Source organism: Mucilaginibacter sp. P1_D10 (genome assembly GCF_056406215.1).
In genome coordinates this window covers 212,107-229,473 of sequence record NZ_JBFUAP010000001.1, presented here as the reverse complement: position 1 = coordinate 229,473, position 17,367 = coordinate 212,107, and the positions used below count along the sequence as shown (strand labels likewise).

The following is a 17,367-nucleotide window of genomic DNA, read 5'->3' as shown; positions in this document are numbered from 1 at the left end:
TTTATATATTGAGTGTCAAATATACAATTATACCGCAGGCTGAAAAGCAAACAGGCCTTTATAATTTTTGCGGTATGCGATCAGTAAGAAAACGTTAAGCCCCAATACCGTGATACCCAAAGGCAGTAGTTGCTGCCCCAGGAAAACCTCGAACAAAAACATGTTCAGCGTAATTGGGAACAGTGCGATGAGGAACAAGGCGGTGAAACGATTAATGAGCAAACTTATACCGCAAAGCATCTCCAATATCTTTAAACAGGGAAAAAAGTATTCCGCACGGGAAAGCGTCATGAGGTAACTATCGGCTTTCCTATCCAGCAGTGGGAAATGCACAATGCTATCCATTATCTGCACGAATTGATTGATGCCGAAAATAAGGAAAATAAGGCCGAGCACGATGCGTGCAATAAGTATCGCTATCTTCATGACGCTGGATTTTAAGTGGTTATCCAAATATAATGAAAGGGAATGAATTTGATGAACACGAATTTTTTCAAATTGAGACGAATTACACGAATGCCATGCAAGTGGCTTGATTATAAATGGCAACCTATCGGAGATCTGACAACCTGTCTCCTCCTTTTAATTCGTGAAATTCGTCTCAATTAGTGGCATTCGTGTTCACTCAATTCGAAATAATTAGTGTTCACTCAATCTTAGCCACTAATTGCGAAAGGCACCCCTCACAGGTGCCTCGTCGCGTTTTTGAATATAGAAACAGATCAGTAAAAAGCTGTAGATTAAAACGGTGGCGGGCCGCCCATGCCTGGTCCACCCGGACCGCCGGGGCCACCCGGTCCACCCGGACCAGATGGCCTTGCGCCTGCGAATTTCTGCAGCCTGAGCGTAAAGGTGAGTAGGAAGTAACGACCCAGTTTATTGGCATTGGTTTGCGTAATATAGCTGCCGCTGCTGGTAGTGGTGTAGCCGGTGTTCTGGTTAAATACATCGTTCACCGCAAAGCGCAGGGTACCTACGTTGCCTTTTAAGAAGCGGCGTTCCACATAAGTATTCAGGATGTTGGGATTTGTTGAGCCCGTGTATCCATAGTATATCTGCTTGCTAAAATCGTAGCTCAGTGTCCAGTCTTTAAAGAAGTAGTTCTTACCGTTCAGCCCCAAAGTAAGCGTGCTGAATTTGGTATTCACGTTGGCCGCACTTAGGGTATTAGTGGTACGGTTAACGGCGTAAGTAGTATTCGCTTCCGCATCAATAATATCCGTAATGTTTACCCTAAACCTTACCCCTTGTGACAGTACCAGGTTTTTGGCGATGTTCTTTTCCAGCGATAAACCATCGGTACCGAAACCGCCTATGTACGATATATTGTTGTTGTAGTTGGCATTACCCTGAAAAAACAGGTTGTACTTACGTTTTGCCCAAGGCTTGGCAAACACGTAGAAGGCATTGGCGGCGTAGTAACCATCGGCATTTTGGTAGGTGGTTAAAATAGAGCCTGCCAGGTTAGGGTCTGATGCGTTTACCGGGTAGTTGATGGTGGTAGATACGATTTTGTTGTTGCTCTGCGTAAAGCTCAGGTTACTGAAAAACACATTGCCCGATGCAAAATCGAACTTGTTGTACCGTATCGAAAGCACGTTATTGAACTCCGGCTTCAGATCGGGGTTACCCAATACGGGGTACGATGCCGTAGAATAATCGGTAACGGGCTGCAACTGCGAATAAGTGGGCTGCTGGCTGGTGCCGTTATAGTTAATACTGAGCGATTGGCTCCGCGAGAAATTGTAGATGAACCTGGCAGTTGGTGCCACGTTGAACTGCTCCTTACGGTTTACGGCAAAGCCCGGCGAGCTGCCTTCCAGTACCGATGGCTGCGCTACCACACCCAGCGTATAGTTGTACTTTTTATCGATGAAGCGGAAGTTAAGCCCGAAACGGTTGGTGGTAAAATTGTATTCGTAATTATTGGTAAGCAGCGCATAGTTGTTGCGCACGCCGGCATCGGTAAGGGTATCGGTGTTCCTGTCGGCAGTGGTGTTTTGGTATTTATAGCCGTAGGTAAACTCCAGGTACGATTTTTTGGCCAAAGGCTCCAGGTAAGATACGTTTACGCCTACGCTATCGGTACGGCTCGCGGTATTGATCAACTGGTTGGCCGGTGCGTTTTGCCTGGTGCCCGGCGTATAAACGTAAATAGGATTTTGGTACTGATCAATATTGTATGAACCCGCGCCCACGTTCAAGCTAAAGTTACGCCCCTTTTTGGCAAAACGGTGGTTGTACAGCACATTGCCGCCGAAGTTTGGCGCGGTAGAGTGCAGGTATGAGCTGAAGGTATAATCGGAAATGATCTGCGTAGCGTTCATCAACTGGTTAGCCGCGTTTTGATCGGTAGTGACGGCTGCAAAGGCAAAGCTGGGCGTTATCTTCAGGTAATTAACCGTATCGGGTTTGTACTCTATATTGAAGTTGAAGCGGTGGTTAAGGGTGCTGGTTTCCTGTATGCTGCTTTGGTTGTTGGTGCTGGGGTTGTCTATCGAGATATTGTTCTGTATGGTGGTGCTGGTGGTATTCACGGTATTGTTGGCAAAACTGTAGCTGCCATATACGGTTGTTTTTTTGCTCCAGCTATCGCGATAGTTGAAACCAATGCTGCGAGCAGTAGTGATACCGTTGCCGCTGTTGGCATTGCCACCCGGGCCGCCTCGCGGACCTCCACCTCCTCCGCCTCCCGGAGGGCCACCGAAACTGAACAGGTTGGTGTTGGTATTATTCAGGTTGCCCAAAACGGCCAGTTGCCTGTCGCCATCAAACCTGAAGAGGTTGCCCTGCGCCACATAACGGCCGTTTTCAGTGCCGTTGGGCAGCATATCCTGCCCGCCGCCAACACTGGCCTGGCCAAAGTAGCCATAGTTTTTACTGGGCTTGATGTTGATGTTCAATATCTTATCGGGCTCGCCGGTTTTCACACCTGTAATGTTGGCCTGGTCGCCGTAGTCATCAACTACTTGTATGCTTTGTATGATATCTGCGGGCAGGTTGCGCGTGGCGGTTTTCACGTCGCCCCCAAAAAAATCTTTGCCGTTTACGCGTATCTTGGTAACACTTTTGCCCTGTGCGGTTACGTTGCCGTCTTTATCCACATCCAGGCCGGGCATTTTCTTTATCATATCCTCCACCGGCGCACCATCGCGTACTTTGTAGGCGGCGGCGTTGTATTCAACCGTATCTTCTTTAAGCTTTACGGCGTTCACATCGGTAACGGTTACTACGCCCAGCATCCTCGTGTCTGATTTAAGCACGATGGGCAGCAGCGTAAAGGGGGTTGTTTTATCATCGAGCGTAAAGCGGCGTTTTATAGGCTGATACCCCATAGACAGTACTACCAGGCTAAACTCCTTCACGGTTACGTTATGGAAAATAAAAGCGCCGTTGGCGTCGGTTATAATAGCGCTGCTATCTGTAGCGGTTATCATTTTCAGGGTGGTACCGGGCAGCGTTACGCCGGCGGTATCCTTCACCACGCCTTTTACATCCCGGCCTGCCTGGGCAAATACCTTTACATTGAGCAGTAAGGCAAGGGCTACGAATAAGTATTTAAGTTTCATATATTTTTTGATGATGCACAAAACAATAGCTTTGGGTGCAGCTAAAAAAACGGGATAGACCGATATGGGTAATATGTAGACGGATACTACATTTTACCCGATGAAAAGCAGGTAATCGTTCAAGGGAGAAAAAACTGGCTTTCGGCGGTTGCAATCGGGCCTCCATCGGTAAAAGCGCCCTCCCCGTAGATTTTGGTTGGGGATATGGCCTGCGGATATGTAATATTGTAACATCCTGTTTACAAACCTGTTAATTAAATGATATTTCAACGTTTTAAAAACTCATTCGGCAGCATACTTATCCAGGCGCTGATATGGATAGTGCTGGGTAATGTGCTGCTATTTTACCAGCCCTTTCTGCGCGATATAGAGGTGCCCTACCAGTTTTGGATAAAACAAACCTTTGTATTTGCCCTGCTTATTGGCGCGTACTATTTAAATGCGTACGTGCTGGTGCCTGCCTTTTTGCTTAAAAAACGTAACGGTATTTACTTTTTGCTGCTTACGGCCATTATTATAGCCATTGTGTTTTTAACCGGCTTTGCCGACAGGTTCTTCAACATCCGCGAATTGCTGGAAGAAGCTTTTCATAAGCGTGGCCCTATTAAACGGGGTTTTGGCAAGCACGGCTACTTCGATACGTTCACCATCACCATTACTTCGCTTGTGCTGGGTATCAGTACCAGCGTGGCTACTGTGCAAAGCTGGCAAAAGAACAGGGCCCTGCAAAAAGAGATGGAGGCCGATAAAATAAGCTCCGAACTATCCTTTTTAAAGGCGCAGATAAACCCGCACTTCTTCTTCAATACGCTGAATAACATCTACGCGCTTACTTTGGTGAACGTAGAAACCTCGCGCACGGCGCTGCACCAGCTGTCGCGCATGATGCGCTACGTATTGTACGATACCCAGAACAGCACCGCCCTGCTGAGCCAGGAGATTGCCTTCATCAAAGACTATATCAGCCTGATGCAATTGCGCCTTACCGATAAGGTTACGGTGAACTACGCATCGCCCATTCCGCTGAAGGAATACCCCGTAGCGCCTATGCTGTTTTTGCCCTTCGTGGAGAATGCCTTTAAGCATGGCGTAAGCGATACCCTGCCCAGCACCATAGAAGTGCGCGTTACGCAGGACGAAAACCAGGTAAAGCTGCACGTGCAGAACACTAACTACAAAAAGCAAGGTGCCGATCTGGAAGATAATAAAGGCATCGGCCTGGCTAACACCATCCGCCGGCTGGATTTGCTGTACCCCGGTAAGCATATACTGGAGGTGGATAACAATTTGGAAACGAATGTTTATACCGTTAACTTAACGCTTTCATTATAAACCCGCCATGACCATAAACTGCATTGCTGTTGACGATGAGCCGCTGGCCCTTGGGTTGGTATGCGCCTTTATTGAGCAAACCCCCTTCCTCACCCTGGTGGGCAAATACGGCAGCGCGGTAGAGGCTTTGGGCGGATTGCAGCAACATAAGGTAGACCTGATTTTTTTGGATATACAGATGCCCAACCTCAACGGCATCGAACTGGCGCGCGTGCTGGATGCCCGCGGACCAAGCAAGCCCCGTATCATCTTCACCACGGCCTACAACCAGTTTGCGCTGGAAGGCTACCGCGTAGATGCGCTGGATTACCTGCTGAAACCCTTTAATTACGAAGAGTTCCTCCATGCCGCAAACAAGGCTTTGGCCTATGCCGAGTTGCTTCATAAATCCAACAACCCCGCAACCACAGTTGCAGTGGCAGCAGCAGAAGTAGCGCCGCCCATTACAGAACGGGTGGAAGACGATTACCTCTTTGTAAAGGTAGAATACCAGCTGGTGCGCATAGCCCTCAGCGATATCCTGTACCTCGAAAGCCTGAAAGATTACGTAAAGATTTTCCTGAAGAACTCGGATAAGGCCATCCTCACCCTCAGCAGCCTGAAGGCCCTGGAAGAAAAACTACCCGCCAAGCGCTTTATGCGCGTGCACCGCTCCTACATCGTATCGCTGGATAAAATCAATTCCATCACCCGCAACGCCATGCAGATAGGCAAAATCAACATCACCGTTGGCGACCAGTATAAGGATGCTTTTGGAGCGTTTTTGAGCAGGTGGGTGTAGGGGGTGACGCTTGTGATGCCGTGATGACACTGATTATTGACTGATGTTTGCCGATTTATAGATATTTAAGTGAAATAACTGTTTCTTTATATCGTTCTAAAGCCTCGCTGTTTTTATGATTATTGATAAGCACAATGCAAGTTTCGATTTCCTTATAAACGTTTTTCCAAATATCTATAGAGTTTTTTAACCCATTAATTTTAGTAACTATAACAGGGGCTATCTGATAGTATTGGTTAATTTGATCAATCCCCGTTCCTAAATTCCTAACGTAGCCGTCACGGAAATTTCTCAGTATTTGCAATTCTTCGCAATTATCATTTAACCCTTTCGCTTTAATACAGGCTGTAGTTATAAAACATCCACTGTCGGAATTTTCACTGGAACTGCTACTTGATGAATCGTCATCGCCGCCACGGTCTATTTTATCTCCGTCATTATTCCAAAGGAATGAATCCCAAGTATCTGGGTCTACCGTGTAATGTATATGGTCCTTATCCTCGCGTTTCGCTTGCTGATAAGCTTGATCTGCTAAATCTTGGGTATATCCTGTCCCTTTATGAACACCGTCTGTATATTCATGATAGTCAGCGATAATATCATTTTTAAAAGAGTGCGTTTTTTTATGTTCGTTCATCTTAGTTTTATTATGGTGTTTGTAATTACTTATGAATCAATTTAATGAATATATCCTTATTCGCTACAGTTGAATTATAAACGAAGTCGCTCTCTGGAGCGACTTCGTTACAACTGCCTCGCCTCAATTAAGCCTGAGAATCAGGGTCAGAATATTCAGGTTCTACAGGATTTGCGTCGGTGCCGCCACCATCGTCGTCGTCATCTCCACCAACGCGGAAGTTTTTGAGAGTAAAATCCTTGATTTGGCTCTCGATTTTGATTTTTTTTTCATTTCCATTTTGCAACCAGTTGTTTTAGTTTACCATTTAAAAGGAACACCTCGTTGCCGTTTAATCCTTTTAAATAGCAGATTTAATTTTAATTTGTACTTTGTTTGGCAGCGCTGCCTGAACTAGGTCCTGATTTTTAAAATCAATGTAAATTTAATTTAATACTATATTATAAACGAATTAAATAGCTTATTTCCAGTTATTTATATAATTTTCGGAAATTTTCAAAAATTGCTCTATGGATAAAATATTAAAAACGCTTGATAGGAAAAAGCTTTTAAAATTTGGCAGTAGACTAATCGATTATGTGCTTTTAGAAATTGAAAGCACTAATCAAAAACTGCTATCAAGAATTAGTGGAGAAAAGGAACCCACAATTAGTGGTATTGTAAACGAAAACGGAACTGCGAGCGATAGAACAATTCGACGTTGTATATTGAAAATAATGGCCCATTATAAAGTGGAGTATAGTCAAATTGAGGATATATTTATTGGAGGAGAAAACACTTTAACAACTGAAAAAAAAACCGAGCGCACCCAATTTATCGCGGATGTAGAAATCAATCATTGTGAGTTTATTTCAGGATATTGGCTGTCAAGATTCGATTATATAAAAAATCAGGATACAGGAGAGCTTGGCCATCAGTACGATGTTGAACAACTTGAGATTTCAGGAGAAGATGATTTAGAAGGGTTAAATTTATCGGGGATTTCGGCTCACGGGAAAGTATTTTTTCATCGGTTAAAAGTTCAGGTAGTTGGAGATTATTTAGTTGGCACTTGGGCCAACTTTAAGGATTCAAAAAATATAGGAACATTTTTGCTATACATAGATATGAATTTCTGTGTGATGACTGGTCTTCATTTAGGCAATTCTAACGGCAAAACTATCCAATCTGGAAAATGGGATTGGATAAAACTTGAAGTTGATAAGCAATTAGATGACAACTTATTTAAAACTCGAACGATGGACAAAGTTGAACGTTTGGATGCGAATTTCAACCAATGGCTAAAAAACAGAGTTCCTGTTGCATTAGAAGAAGTGCTTGAAAGAAAATCTTAAGATTAGCTCCGCTTAAATTCTAACAAAATTGTTCCTCCCGCGCGCCGAGTGTCTAGGCTCGGCTAAGGCGCATAACGTTGGTAAACGTCCAGGTTTACCTTAGCCCAAACGCTAAACCCGCAGGCGCGGACGCGGACACTTGCCGAGGCGGGTTAAACTGGAAACTTTAGTTTCTTGCTACGTTTCATTTCCCACTTTCTGATTTCTATATAAAAAACAGTTATATTTGAATAAAGGGGAACACCATATGGTTATCGAACGGGACAACAACATCATTACTATTAAACTTGATGCTTCGCTTATCGGCATAGAAACCGTACAGAAATTTGCGGACTATTTTCGTGCAGTGGAATCCAATGCAAAAAATGGTGGAACACAGGAAGAGGCCGACGAACTGGCACGCGAATCGCAAAAAGGTTGGTGGAAAGAAAACCGCGACCGTTTCATAAAATGATTATTACCGTTGATGCGAATATCCTCTTCAGCGCATTAATAACCCCTAAAGGTAAATTAGCGGAAATACTTACTTATCCCGCTGCCGCGAGATTAGCGCAGCCTATCTCGTGGTTGCCTTTGTGCAAGCTTCCAGCTTGCGTCAGCTGAAAGCTGACCTTGTGCACACCACGGGCTGAAAGCCCGCGGTAGCGTATTCTTTCAAATATATAATTCAACTTAAAACGATGAACAAAAAGTTATGTCGGGCGAGTTTATTTCATGTAAGCTATTTAGCACTATTCCTTACATTAATCTTAGGTGCTTGTAAAAAGGCCAGGAATTATCCCGACGCCTACGTTTTATTAAAGAATAACAAACCCTTCATCAAATTGAAGGGAAAGAGAAATATCATGACGCATAACCTCCTCTCCATCTTTGAAAATGAAACATACGAGGATAGCGTCCTGATTCCTGTTCCATCTATAAGTGATAAGAGGATCCCGGGGCGGGAGATTGTATTTGATAATGGCAATAATAAATATTCGTACGATGGCTATGTACTCATAACGGGCAACAAATTGAAAGTCAACTTGCACGATACCGACACAGTTGATAATAGCAGAAAGCAGTATTCGTATGTATGGAATGGAGATTACACGCTCCACTATGACTCAATAAAACAGGTGCGATGAAGTAGTTTTTACCTTTTGCCTCTCCAAGTTTCTAAACTTTGCCAGGCGGAGGTGTTCCAAAGCGTTCCACAAAAAACACAAAACACTGATAATCAATAGGAATTTAAAAAACAGTGTTCCACATTCAAAGTGGAACACCTCGGGAACCTACTTCAAAAACCCATCCAGAAAACCCAATATCGTTTTCGTCTGCGTCATCAGGCTAACATGGCCCTGCGCAGGCACGATGGCCAGTTGCGATTTGGGCATCGGCGCCATATCGGCAACTACGCCACCGCCTAATAGCTGGTAGGTTTTCATCAACTCCACTTTATCCAGGCCATCATTATCGCCCGAGATGAGTAACACAGGTGAGGTAATTTTCGCGATGTTGCTGTCGCCCACGTCGAAGGATTCCCCGGCGAAAACGATCATTTGCTCTATAAACTTCCGCCATTTTGTTTTGTCGGGCGCTACGGCATCGTATCCTGTGTGCAATGGGGTGTTATCAAAAAATTCAGGCTTAAACCCATCGAACGCCTTGTTTATTACCGGCAACCAGCCGCTGGTTTTATAGGTAGAAGAAATGATAACCAGTTTATTTACCCGTTTAGGATAATTTACAGCAAACTGGTAAGCTATAGACCCCCCCATACTGTATCCCGCAACATCGGCACTGTCAACCTTTAAATAATCCATCACACCAGCCACATCGCTTGCCAGGGTAGCGATGTCTAATTTCCTGTCATAATAAGGAGAGTGCCCATGCCCCTGCATTTCGAGGGCAATTACCTTCCTTGTTTTGGATAGTTCGGGTATCAGCTCCGCCCAGTTCATCTCAATGGTATAAAAAGCACCATGCAGCAAAACGATAGGCTTGCCCTGGCCATACACTTCGTAATAAACCTTTATGCCATTAACCGGCGCATAACCGCTGGCGGCAGGCTTCAACTTTTGCCCTGCGGCCTGAAATATTGTAAAAAACAGCATAGCGATTACAAATACCGGCTTGAGGGCTGCAGTTGCTTTAGATACCTTTTTCATAGTGTGTGAGTTAATTTATGTTGATGATGTCCACAATGCAAACATAGGGGGCTTTTATACATTGCGCGCTGTGCAAAAACGACATATAAGGGGTGCAACGCGACAAAACAAATGCAATTTATTGAAAAAAATCGGAAAAATTTTCGCGCCCCGCACACCCGCATAATCGTATATTGCAGGTATGAAAAAAGCTCTCGCCATACTGCTGGCAGGCGCTATGCTGATAGCCGCCTGCTCCACTCCAAAGAAAACACAAAATTTATCATTGGCCAATGGCGGCAAGGTATGGAGCTCGCTGTGGCAGCAACGCTCGGCAGAGTATAAGGCACTGTGTTTCCAGGCGTATAATTTGGCCCGGCTGCGCCTCAATGAGGCCATCCGCACCGCTGGCAACAAACCTTTTGCCGTGGTTACGGATGTAGACGAAACCCTGCTGGATAACAGCCCCTACGATGCCATGCGGGCCGACTCGAACCTGGAATACAGCAAAGAGACCTGGAAGGCCTGGACCGCCAAAGCCATTGCCGATACCGTGCCCGGCGCACCGGCTTTCTTCAAATATGCAGCATCCAAAGGCGTGGCGGTGTTCTACATCACCAACCGCGGCGAGGATGAGAAAGCCGCCACCATCAAAAACCTGCAACTGTACGGCCTCCCCAATACCGACGACGAGCACGTGCTAATGAAGCAAGGCAAGCTATCGAGCAAAGAGGGCCGCCGCCAAAGCGTGCTGTCCACCTATAACATCGTGCTGCTCTGCGGCGATAACCTACCCGATTTTGATGCCCTGTACGATAATACCGAGGATAAACCTCAAACCGAGCAAACCCGCGCCGCCGTTACCGACCGGCTGAAGCGCGAATTCGGCAACCGATATATCATTATACCTAACCCCTCTTACGGCGATTGGGAAGGTGTGCTGTTTGATAATAAAAGGCTGAACAATTCGCAGCGCGATTCTACCATGCGGGCCAAGCTGAAGGTGACCAAGCCTTAACACATCTGTATTAAGTTTTTGTTAAAAAGGGCGCATCCAACAATACAATACGTAATTTTGGGCATACCGCTCCGCTCATGAAACAAAAACTGATTATTTGTATTGCCGCAACTATCGCCTTTGCATGTTCCGCTTCGGCGCAAACACCGGGTAAAATAGCCCGAACCGGGCAAGTACTGCTGCCCAACGGTTGGAAGTTGAGTCCCGCCGGGCGCTCGCTGCAACTGGGCGATTTACCGCTGAATATGCAATTGTCCGCCTCGGGCAAATACCTCGCGGTAACTAACAACGGCCAAAGCACGCAATCGCTGCAATTGATCGATCCGCGCAGCGAGAAACTGCGGGATGAGCAAGTGCTGGGCAAATCCTGGTACGGCATCGCGTTCAGCCGCGACGAGAAAAAGCTTTACGCCTCGGGTGGTAACGATAACATAATCCTCACGTTTTCGATCAACAACAACAAACTCGGCACGCCCGATACCATAAAGCTAGGTGTTCCATGGCCAAAAAATAAGATATGCCCCACCGGGATTGCGGTAAATAAATCAAATACCCGTCTATACACGGTTACCAAAGAAGATAGTACGCTGTACGTAATCAACCCTACACAAGGCAATATCATCAGTAAAGTAAAGCTTAGTGCCGAGGCCTATAGTTGCATCCTGTCGCCCGATGAGAAGACGCTTTACATATCCCTTTGGGGCGGCGATAGGCTAGCTTTTTATGATACCAATAGTCAAAAACTCAGCAGTATCGCCGCCGGCAGCCACCCCAACGAGTTGCTGCTGAACAAAAAAGGCAGCCTGCTGTTCGTAGCCAATGCCAACGATAACTCGGTATCCATCATCAATACAGCTACTCATAAAACTATCGAAACGGTATCTACTGCTTTATATCCTACCAAACTAACCGGCTCTACAACCAACGGCTTCGCGCTATCGGCCAACGAAAAAACACTTTACATTGCCAACGCCGATAATAACTGCCTTGCGGTATTCGATGTATCTAACCCCGGCAGCAGCCAAAGCCGCGGCTTTATCCCTGTAGGCTGGTACCCTACGAATGTAAAAATGCTGGGTAATAAAATATTGGTGAGCAATGGCAAGGGCTTTATCTCCATGGCGAACCCCAATGGGCCGCAACCGATCAAAAAAGTGGATAACAGTGGCTATCAAAGAGGAGCTACAAATACCAAAGAACAATACATCGGCGGTCTGTTTAAAGGCACGCTATCATTTATCGATGTGCCGAACGAGCTTAAGCTGAAGGCGTATACCAAACAAGTTTATGCCAACACGCCCTTTACCGATAAGATAGCCGCTACCCCAAAAGGCCAGGCCGGCAACCCTATCCCCCGCAAACCGGGCGATAAATCACCGATAAAATATGTGTTTTACATCATCAAAGAAAACCGCACTTACGACCAGGTGCTGGGCGATATGCCCGCAGGCAACGGCGATACCTCGCTTTGCATCTTCGGGCAAAAAATAACGCCCAACCTGCATGCCATAGCCAGCCAGTATGCCCTGATGGACAATTTTTATGTGGATGCCGAGGTAAGCGCCGATGGGCATAACTGGAGCACAGCTGCCTATGGTACCGATTTTGTGGAGAAAACCTGGCCCACCAGCTACGGCGGTCGCGGCGGCAATTACGATTTTGAAGGCTCCCGCAAAGCCGCCTATCCGCGCGATGGCTTTATATGGGATTACTGCAAACGCGCCGGCGTAAGCTACCGCACCTATGGCGAATTTGCCGAGGGTGGCGATAAACCGAAGGCCAACCTCAAATCTCTGGAGGGCCATTTCTGCCTGAAGTATCCGGATTTCGACCTGAGCATAAAAGATGTTAACCGCGAAGCTATATGGGAGCATGATTTCGATTCGTTGCTTACGATTAATAAGGTACCACAATTTAATAGCGTAAGATTTGGCAACGACCATACCAGCGGGCAGCGCAAAGGCGCCTACAGCCCTTTTGCTGCTGTTGCCGATAACGACCAGGCCGTGGGCCGCTTTATAGAACATCTTTCGCAAAGCGCTATCTGGAAAGAATCGGTAGTGTTTATCCTCGAAGATGATGCCCAAAACGGCCCCGATCATGTAGATGCGCATCGTTCACCGGTGTTTGTAGTAAGCCCTTATGTAAAGCGCAACGCAGTAATACACAACATGTATTCAACTTCGGGCGTGCTGCGCACTATCGAGCTTATTTTGGGCCTGCCGCCCATGAGCCAGTATGATGCCGCCGCTATGCCGTTATACGAGTGCTTTACCTCCACGCCCGATTTAAGGCCATACACCACCCAAACTGCGCTGGTAGATATTGAACAGCGCAATGTGGCCGTAAACCAAAGCAGCATACGCTCAGAATCATTTAACCTGGCCGAAGAAGATGCCGCGCCTGATCTGGACCTAAACGAGGTTATCTGGAAATTCGTAAAAGGCGAAACCGCTACCATGCCCGCGCCAAAACGCAGCGCCTTCGTAATTTTGCAGAAGAAAAAGAAACTGGATGATGATTGATTTGTTGATATATTTACCTTAGAAATATCGCAGCACATGACTATCCTCGAAAACGAATTCCTTAAGGTATCTATAGATACCCGGGGCGCGCAGCTCAGCACTTTCCGCAACAAAGCAACCGGCGTTGAACACCTTTGGCAGGCCGACCCTGCCATATGGCCCTGGCACGCGCCCAACCTGTTCCCAATCGTTGGGCAGCTATTAAACGACGAATTACTGGTAGATGGCGAGAAATACCCGATGAAAAGACACGGTTTCGCCCGCCAGTCGGAATTTATCAAGCTGGAGAGTAGCGACGTATCGGCGGCATTCTCGCTACCCAATTGCGAAAAAACGTTGGCGGTGTACCCCTACAAGTTCGATTTCCAGGTGTTGTACACTTTGATAGAAAACGCCTTGAGGATAACCTACAAGCTAATCAACCGCGATAAAAAACCGGTTTACTTTTCGGTAGGCGGGCACCCGGCGTTCAACGTGCCGTTCGGCCCGGGCGAAAACTATGAGGATTATTACGTGGAGTTCGAGTCTTTAGAAGAACCGGCTACGCACCTGCTTTCGCCCGAGGGCTTGTTCAACGGCCAAACAGAACCTGTAGCCATTCGCGAAAAAAAGCTATACCTTACCCGCGAATTATTTGCTAAAGATGCTTTGGTTTTCAAGAACCTCAAATCGCGCATGGTTACTATCAAAAGTAACACCCACGAGCATAGTCTTTCGGTAGAATACCCGCACTTCAATTATCTGGGTCTGTGGGCGAAGCCCGGTGCCGATTTTCTGTGTATAGAGCCATGGCTGGGTTGCGCCGATTCGGCAGGCGAACCGAAAGACATAAAAGCGAAAGAAGCTATACAAAAAGTAGCCGTGGGGCACGTTTTTGAGGCCTCTTTTTACATTAGTATTTAGGCTAAAGATTTTTTTTTACTTTAGTAAAACATTAGCTTCACTTTTGTGCTTATCATAAAAACACTCAACAATTAATATTATGAAAAAGAAAATTTATTTAATCGCCGTTACCATGCTGCTTATGGTAGCGTCATTCAATTCGAACGCTGCAACTTTTACTGATGACAAAAAAGCCTTTAAGGAAGCTGCCGCAAGGATGACAGACGACCAGAAGCACGCCCGTATAGAGGAAATTAAGGCACGCGTACAGGAAATTAAAGCGATGGATAAATCGAACCTGAACAAAGCCGATAAAAAAGAATTGAAAGCCGAACTGAAAAGCCTTAAGCACGAAGCACAGGCCATGGGCGGCGGTGGCGTTTACCTTTCTATAGGTGCTATCATCATCATTATCCTGGTATTGATCCTGATCCTGTAATTACAGGCCTAAAATATTAAGCATACGAAAAATGCCCCTCAGTGAGGGGCATTTTTTATTGATACACTTTCTTCAACTCTTCCTTAGCTTTTGTAAACCATTGGCGGTTGCTTTTCTTTTCTACCGCGCTTAGATGGGGCTGCTCGTCAAGCATATCGGTAAATATCTGTTCGGCATCTTCTATCCTGTCCTGCCGCATCAAAAACAGGCCATATTGGTAACGTTGCTCAAAATAAGAGTAGCGGCCTTTCATGCCTTTAAATTCGGCTTCGGCGGCATCTACCTGCCCAACTTGCTCCAATGCCATGGCGTAAACGATATGTGCTTTTGAACGGGCGAACTGCGGTATCTTATAAATTTGGCGGGCTATGGGTAATACTTCGGCATAACGGGCCTGGGCGTAATAAGCCAGCATTAGTTGCGCCAAAGCGTGTTCATTCTCGGCGAAGGCCCCGGTTAGGCTGGCTTTGTACAGGTCGATGGCCTTATCGGTAAGGCCGGCATCCAGGTAGGCATCGGCCAGTTTGATGCGGTTGGCGAAGGTATCGGTAAATTTCAGCTCGTCTTCCAGCTTTTTTAGCTTGCTGCCGGGGTTGATGATGCCTTTTACATCTATGGCCGCAGTATTGATGCGGCGGTTGCCCCAAACTTCGGTATAAAGGTATATCAGGCTGCCGATATAGGGCAGGAACACGATTATCCACATCCATTTTTGTTGCGTGCCGCGCTTAAAACTATGGAACAGGCAAAAGCCCTGCAACGCAAACGATACGTAATAGTAATTTAAGTTTAGTAATGAGGGCAACATGGTAACGCGATTAGGTTACCGAAAATAAAAAAAATGCCGCATTCGGCGGCACATTTTTATTATTCTTTTACGAGGTCGCTCAGCACGGGGTGGTTGAGGGTGGATAGCTCGGTATGACCGCCCTTCAATTCATCGAACACCACTACCTCGTTAACGCCTTTCTTTAACCAAACAGCGGGTACGTACAGGGTTTGTTGAGGGCCTATCTGCCAGTATTTACCCAAATTATGCCCGTTCAGGAACACGAATCCCTTGCCGAAGCCATGCATATCCAGATAGGTATCACCAATACCACGCAGCGAGAAAGTTCCCCTGTAAAGGGCTGGTTGCACCACATCCTCGCCTGCCGGTGCCGGTGCATATTTTAGCCCCGCAAGTGTAGTAAACGGAAACTTATACATTTTCCAGCCCAGCAGTTCCTTTCCATTCAAGGTTACTTTATCGGTAATGCCCTGCCGGTTGTCGGTTAAATACGGACCGTAATTGATACGGCCGTTGTTCTCTACCAAAATATCCAGTACCGCATTTGCGGTAGGGCTATTCAATTGCATGGAATCCTGCTTAAGCCGCCTGTCTAAAACGCTGATGCGCTTGCCATTCAAGTAAACCGTGGCAAAATCGCGCATCTCTTTTATCTTCAACAAACCGCTTGCAGCGTCTTTCAAAGTTGTGCGGTACAATACAAAGCCATAGCCCTGGTCTATATCTTCAAAGCTCAGCGGCCGTTCAGATTCTATAGGCACGCCCAAATTACCGAACAGATTTGCTTTGCCGGTTAGTTTGATTACCTCCAGGGCAAATGTCATGCGTTTTTTACCGGGCACATCGGGCAGGGTTTCCCCGGGGGGAAGGTGTTTGGCAATCACCTCGCGGAATTTGTAATATTTCGCCGTAGGGTTGCCTGCTTCGTCCAGCGGTGCATCATAATCATAGCTGGAGGTTTGTGGCGAATAAGCATCAGTACGGCTCATGTTGGCCCCGTTCATAAAATCGCGTGTGGTACCGCCGTGGAACATGTACAGGTTGATGGATATGCCCGCGCCAAGTACTTCATCCAGTTTTTTGGCATCGGCATCAGCGTTGCTGCCGCTATGAGGCTTCCCCCAGCTATCGAACCAGCCCGGGTACCACTCGGCAATATAATATGGCCCCTTGCCGTCGTGATGTTTATTGATGAGTTCTTTTACTTTCTTAGGATCGTCTTCGCCGTTAACCGCAGGTAAAAAACCGGGCAGATAACCCGCAGGCATTTGCGAGGGACCATCGCAAGTAAACAAAACGCCATCGAAACCAGCCTCGCGGAATATCCTTTCGTTTTGGGCCAGGTACTGCTTATCGTTGCTGTACGAGCCGTATTCATTCTCTATTTGCACCATAATGATGTTGCCGCCATGGGTAACCAACAAAGGCGATAGCTGCTTACCCAGCTGTAGCACATAGTTGCGGTAGGCATCCATAAATTTAGGGTCCAGGCTGCGCACCTTCAGGGTTTTATCCTTCAGCAGCCACCAGGGATAGCCGCCAAACTCCCATTCGGCGCAGGCGTAAGGGCTTGGGCGCATTACCACCCACATGCCTTCTTCTTTGGCTATCTGTGCAAATTGCGCTATGTTTTTGTTACCACTAAAATCGTACTGGCCCTGCACCATCTCGTGCGCGTTCCAAAACACGTACATACCAATGGTATTAAGCCCCATGGCTTTTGCCAGCCTGATGCGCTCGCGCCACATATCCTCGGGGATTCGGGTATAATGCATCTCGCCGGAGATTATCTGCATTGGTTTACCATCCAGCATAAAGGTGCTGTCGCCAAGGGCGAAGATATGGGTATCTGTCTGGGCCTGGCTTAACAATGCGCCGTTCAGCAACAGCGCGCAGCAAATCAATATCTTCTTCAACATTCTCTATTCACA

General features: G+C 46.6%; 15 protein-coding genes. 8 read left to right on the top strand and 7 right to left on the bottom strand.

Annotated elements, in window-relative coordinates; translation table 11 throughout:
* Positions 1-27: 27 nt before the first annotated feature.
* Both AC1DYT_RS01025 and AC1DYT_RS01020 read right to left on the bottom strand, forming a co-directional pair.
* Entirely contained in the window at positions 28-426 is a 399-nt protein-coding gene (locus AC1DYT_RS01025; RefSeq protein ID WP_477467804.1) for a hypothetical protein, read from the bottom strand.
* A gap of 314 nt (positions 427-740) precedes the next feature.
* The gene (locus AC1DYT_RS01020) at positions 741-3,569 is read right to left on the bottom strand and encodes an outer membrane beta-barrel protein (RefSeq protein WP_477467803.1); all 2,829 of its coding nucleotides are present in this window, start codon (positions 3,567-3,569) and stop codon (positions 741-743) included.
* A gap of 258 nt (positions 3,570-3,827) precedes the next feature.
* Here AC1DYT_RS01020 and AC1DYT_RS01015 point away from each other — a divergent pair, with 258 nt between their 5' ends.
* The gene (locus AC1DYT_RS01015) at positions 3,828-4,901 is read left to right on the top strand and encodes a sensor histidine kinase (RefSeq protein WP_477467802.1); all 1,074 of its coding nucleotides are present in this window, start codon (positions 3,828-3,830) and stop codon (positions 4,899-4,901) included.
* A gap of 7 nt (positions 4,902-4,908) precedes the next feature.
* On the top strand, positions 4,909-5,682 hold the full coding sequence (locus AC1DYT_RS01010; protein WP_477467801.1) for a LytR/AlgR family response regulator transcription factor: 774 nt from the start codon (positions 4,909-4,911) through the stop codon (positions 5,680-5,682).
* Between the two features lie 55 nt (positions 5,683-5,737).
* Here the strand turns inward: AC1DYT_RS01010 and AC1DYT_RS01005 are convergent, their stop codons facing one another.
* Both AC1DYT_RS01005 and AC1DYT_RS01000 read right to left on the bottom strand, forming a co-directional pair.
* A complete protein-coding gene (locus AC1DYT_RS01005) occupies positions 5,738-6,319 on the bottom strand; it encodes a CFI-box-CTERM domain-containing protein (RefSeq protein WP_477467800.1) in 582 nt (193 codons plus the stop codon).
* Positions 6,320-6,446: 127 nt separating this feature from the next.
* Positions 6,447-6,605: a hypothetical protein gene (locus tag AC1DYT_RS01000; RefSeq protein ID WP_477467799.1), complete on the bottom strand. Its 159-nt coding sequence runs from the start codon at positions 6,603-6,605 to the stop codon at positions 6,447-6,449.
* Between the two features lie 223 nt (positions 6,606-6,828).
* Here AC1DYT_RS01000 and AC1DYT_RS00995 point away from each other — a divergent pair, with 223 nt between their 5' ends.
* Both AC1DYT_RS00995 and AC1DYT_RS00990 read left to right on the top strand, forming a co-directional pair.
* On the top strand, positions 6,829-7,653 hold the full coding sequence (locus tag AC1DYT_RS00995) for a hypothetical protein (protein WP_477467798.1): 825 nt from the start codon (positions 6,829-6,831) through the stop codon (positions 7,651-7,653).
* 247 nt (positions 7,654-7,900) lie between these two features.
* Positions 7,901-8,107, top strand: a complete 207-nt coding sequence (locus AC1DYT_RS00990) for a hypothetical protein (protein ID WP_477459560.1) — start codon at positions 7,901-7,903, stop codon at positions 8,105-8,107.
* Between the two features lie 820 nt (positions 8,108-8,927).
* Here AC1DYT_RS00990 and AC1DYT_RS00985 read toward each other — a convergent pair.
* Positions 8,928-9,803: an alpha/beta fold hydrolase gene (locus tag AC1DYT_RS00985; protein ID WP_477467797.1), complete on the bottom strand. Its 876-nt coding sequence runs from the start codon at positions 9,801-9,803 to the stop codon at positions 8,928-8,930.
* 181 nt (positions 9,804-9,984) lie between these two features.
* Between AC1DYT_RS00985 and AC1DYT_RS00980 the strand changes: the two genes are divergently transcribed.
* The 4 genes from AC1DYT_RS00980 (at position 9,985) to AC1DYT_RS00965 (ending at position 14,646) form a co-directional block, all read left to right on the top strand.
* Positions 9,985-10,800, top strand: coding sequence for a 5'-nucleotidase, lipoprotein e(P4) family (locus tag AC1DYT_RS00980; protein WP_477467796.1), 816 nt, complete (start codon positions 9,985-9,987; stop codon positions 10,798-10,800).
* 47 nt (positions 10,801-10,847) lie between these two features.
* On the top strand, positions 10,848-13,325 hold the full coding sequence (locus AC1DYT_RS00975) for an alkaline phosphatase family protein (protein ID WP_477468092.1): 2,478 nt from the start codon (positions 10,848-10,850) through the stop codon (positions 13,323-13,325).
* Between the two features lie 36 nt (positions 13,326-13,361).
* On the top strand, positions 13,362-14,228 hold the full coding sequence (locus tag AC1DYT_RS00970; protein ID WP_477467795.1) for an aldose 1-epimerase family protein: 867 nt from the start codon (positions 13,362-13,364) through the stop codon (positions 14,226-14,228).
* A gap of 79 nt (positions 14,229-14,307) precedes the next feature.
* Entirely contained in the window at positions 14,308-14,646 is a 339-nt protein-coding gene (locus tag AC1DYT_RS00965; protein ID WP_477467794.1) for a hypothetical protein, read from the top strand.
* 55 nt (positions 14,647-14,701) lie between these two features.
* Here the strand turns inward: AC1DYT_RS00965 and AC1DYT_RS00960 are convergent, their stop codons facing one another.
* Positions 14,702-15,454: a PLDc N-terminal domain-containing protein gene (locus tag AC1DYT_RS00960; RefSeq protein ID WP_477467793.1), complete on the bottom strand. Its 753-nt coding sequence runs from the start codon at positions 15,452-15,454 to the stop codon at positions 14,702-14,704.
* Positions 15,455-15,513: 59 nt separating this feature from the next.
* Positions 15,514-17,355 (bottom strand): glycoside hydrolase family 35 protein, encoded by a 1,842-nt coding sequence (locus AC1DYT_RS00955; protein ID WP_477467792.1) that lies wholly within the window; start codon positions 17,353-17,355, stop codon positions 15,514-15,516.
* Positions 17,356-17,367 lie beyond the last annotated feature (12 nt).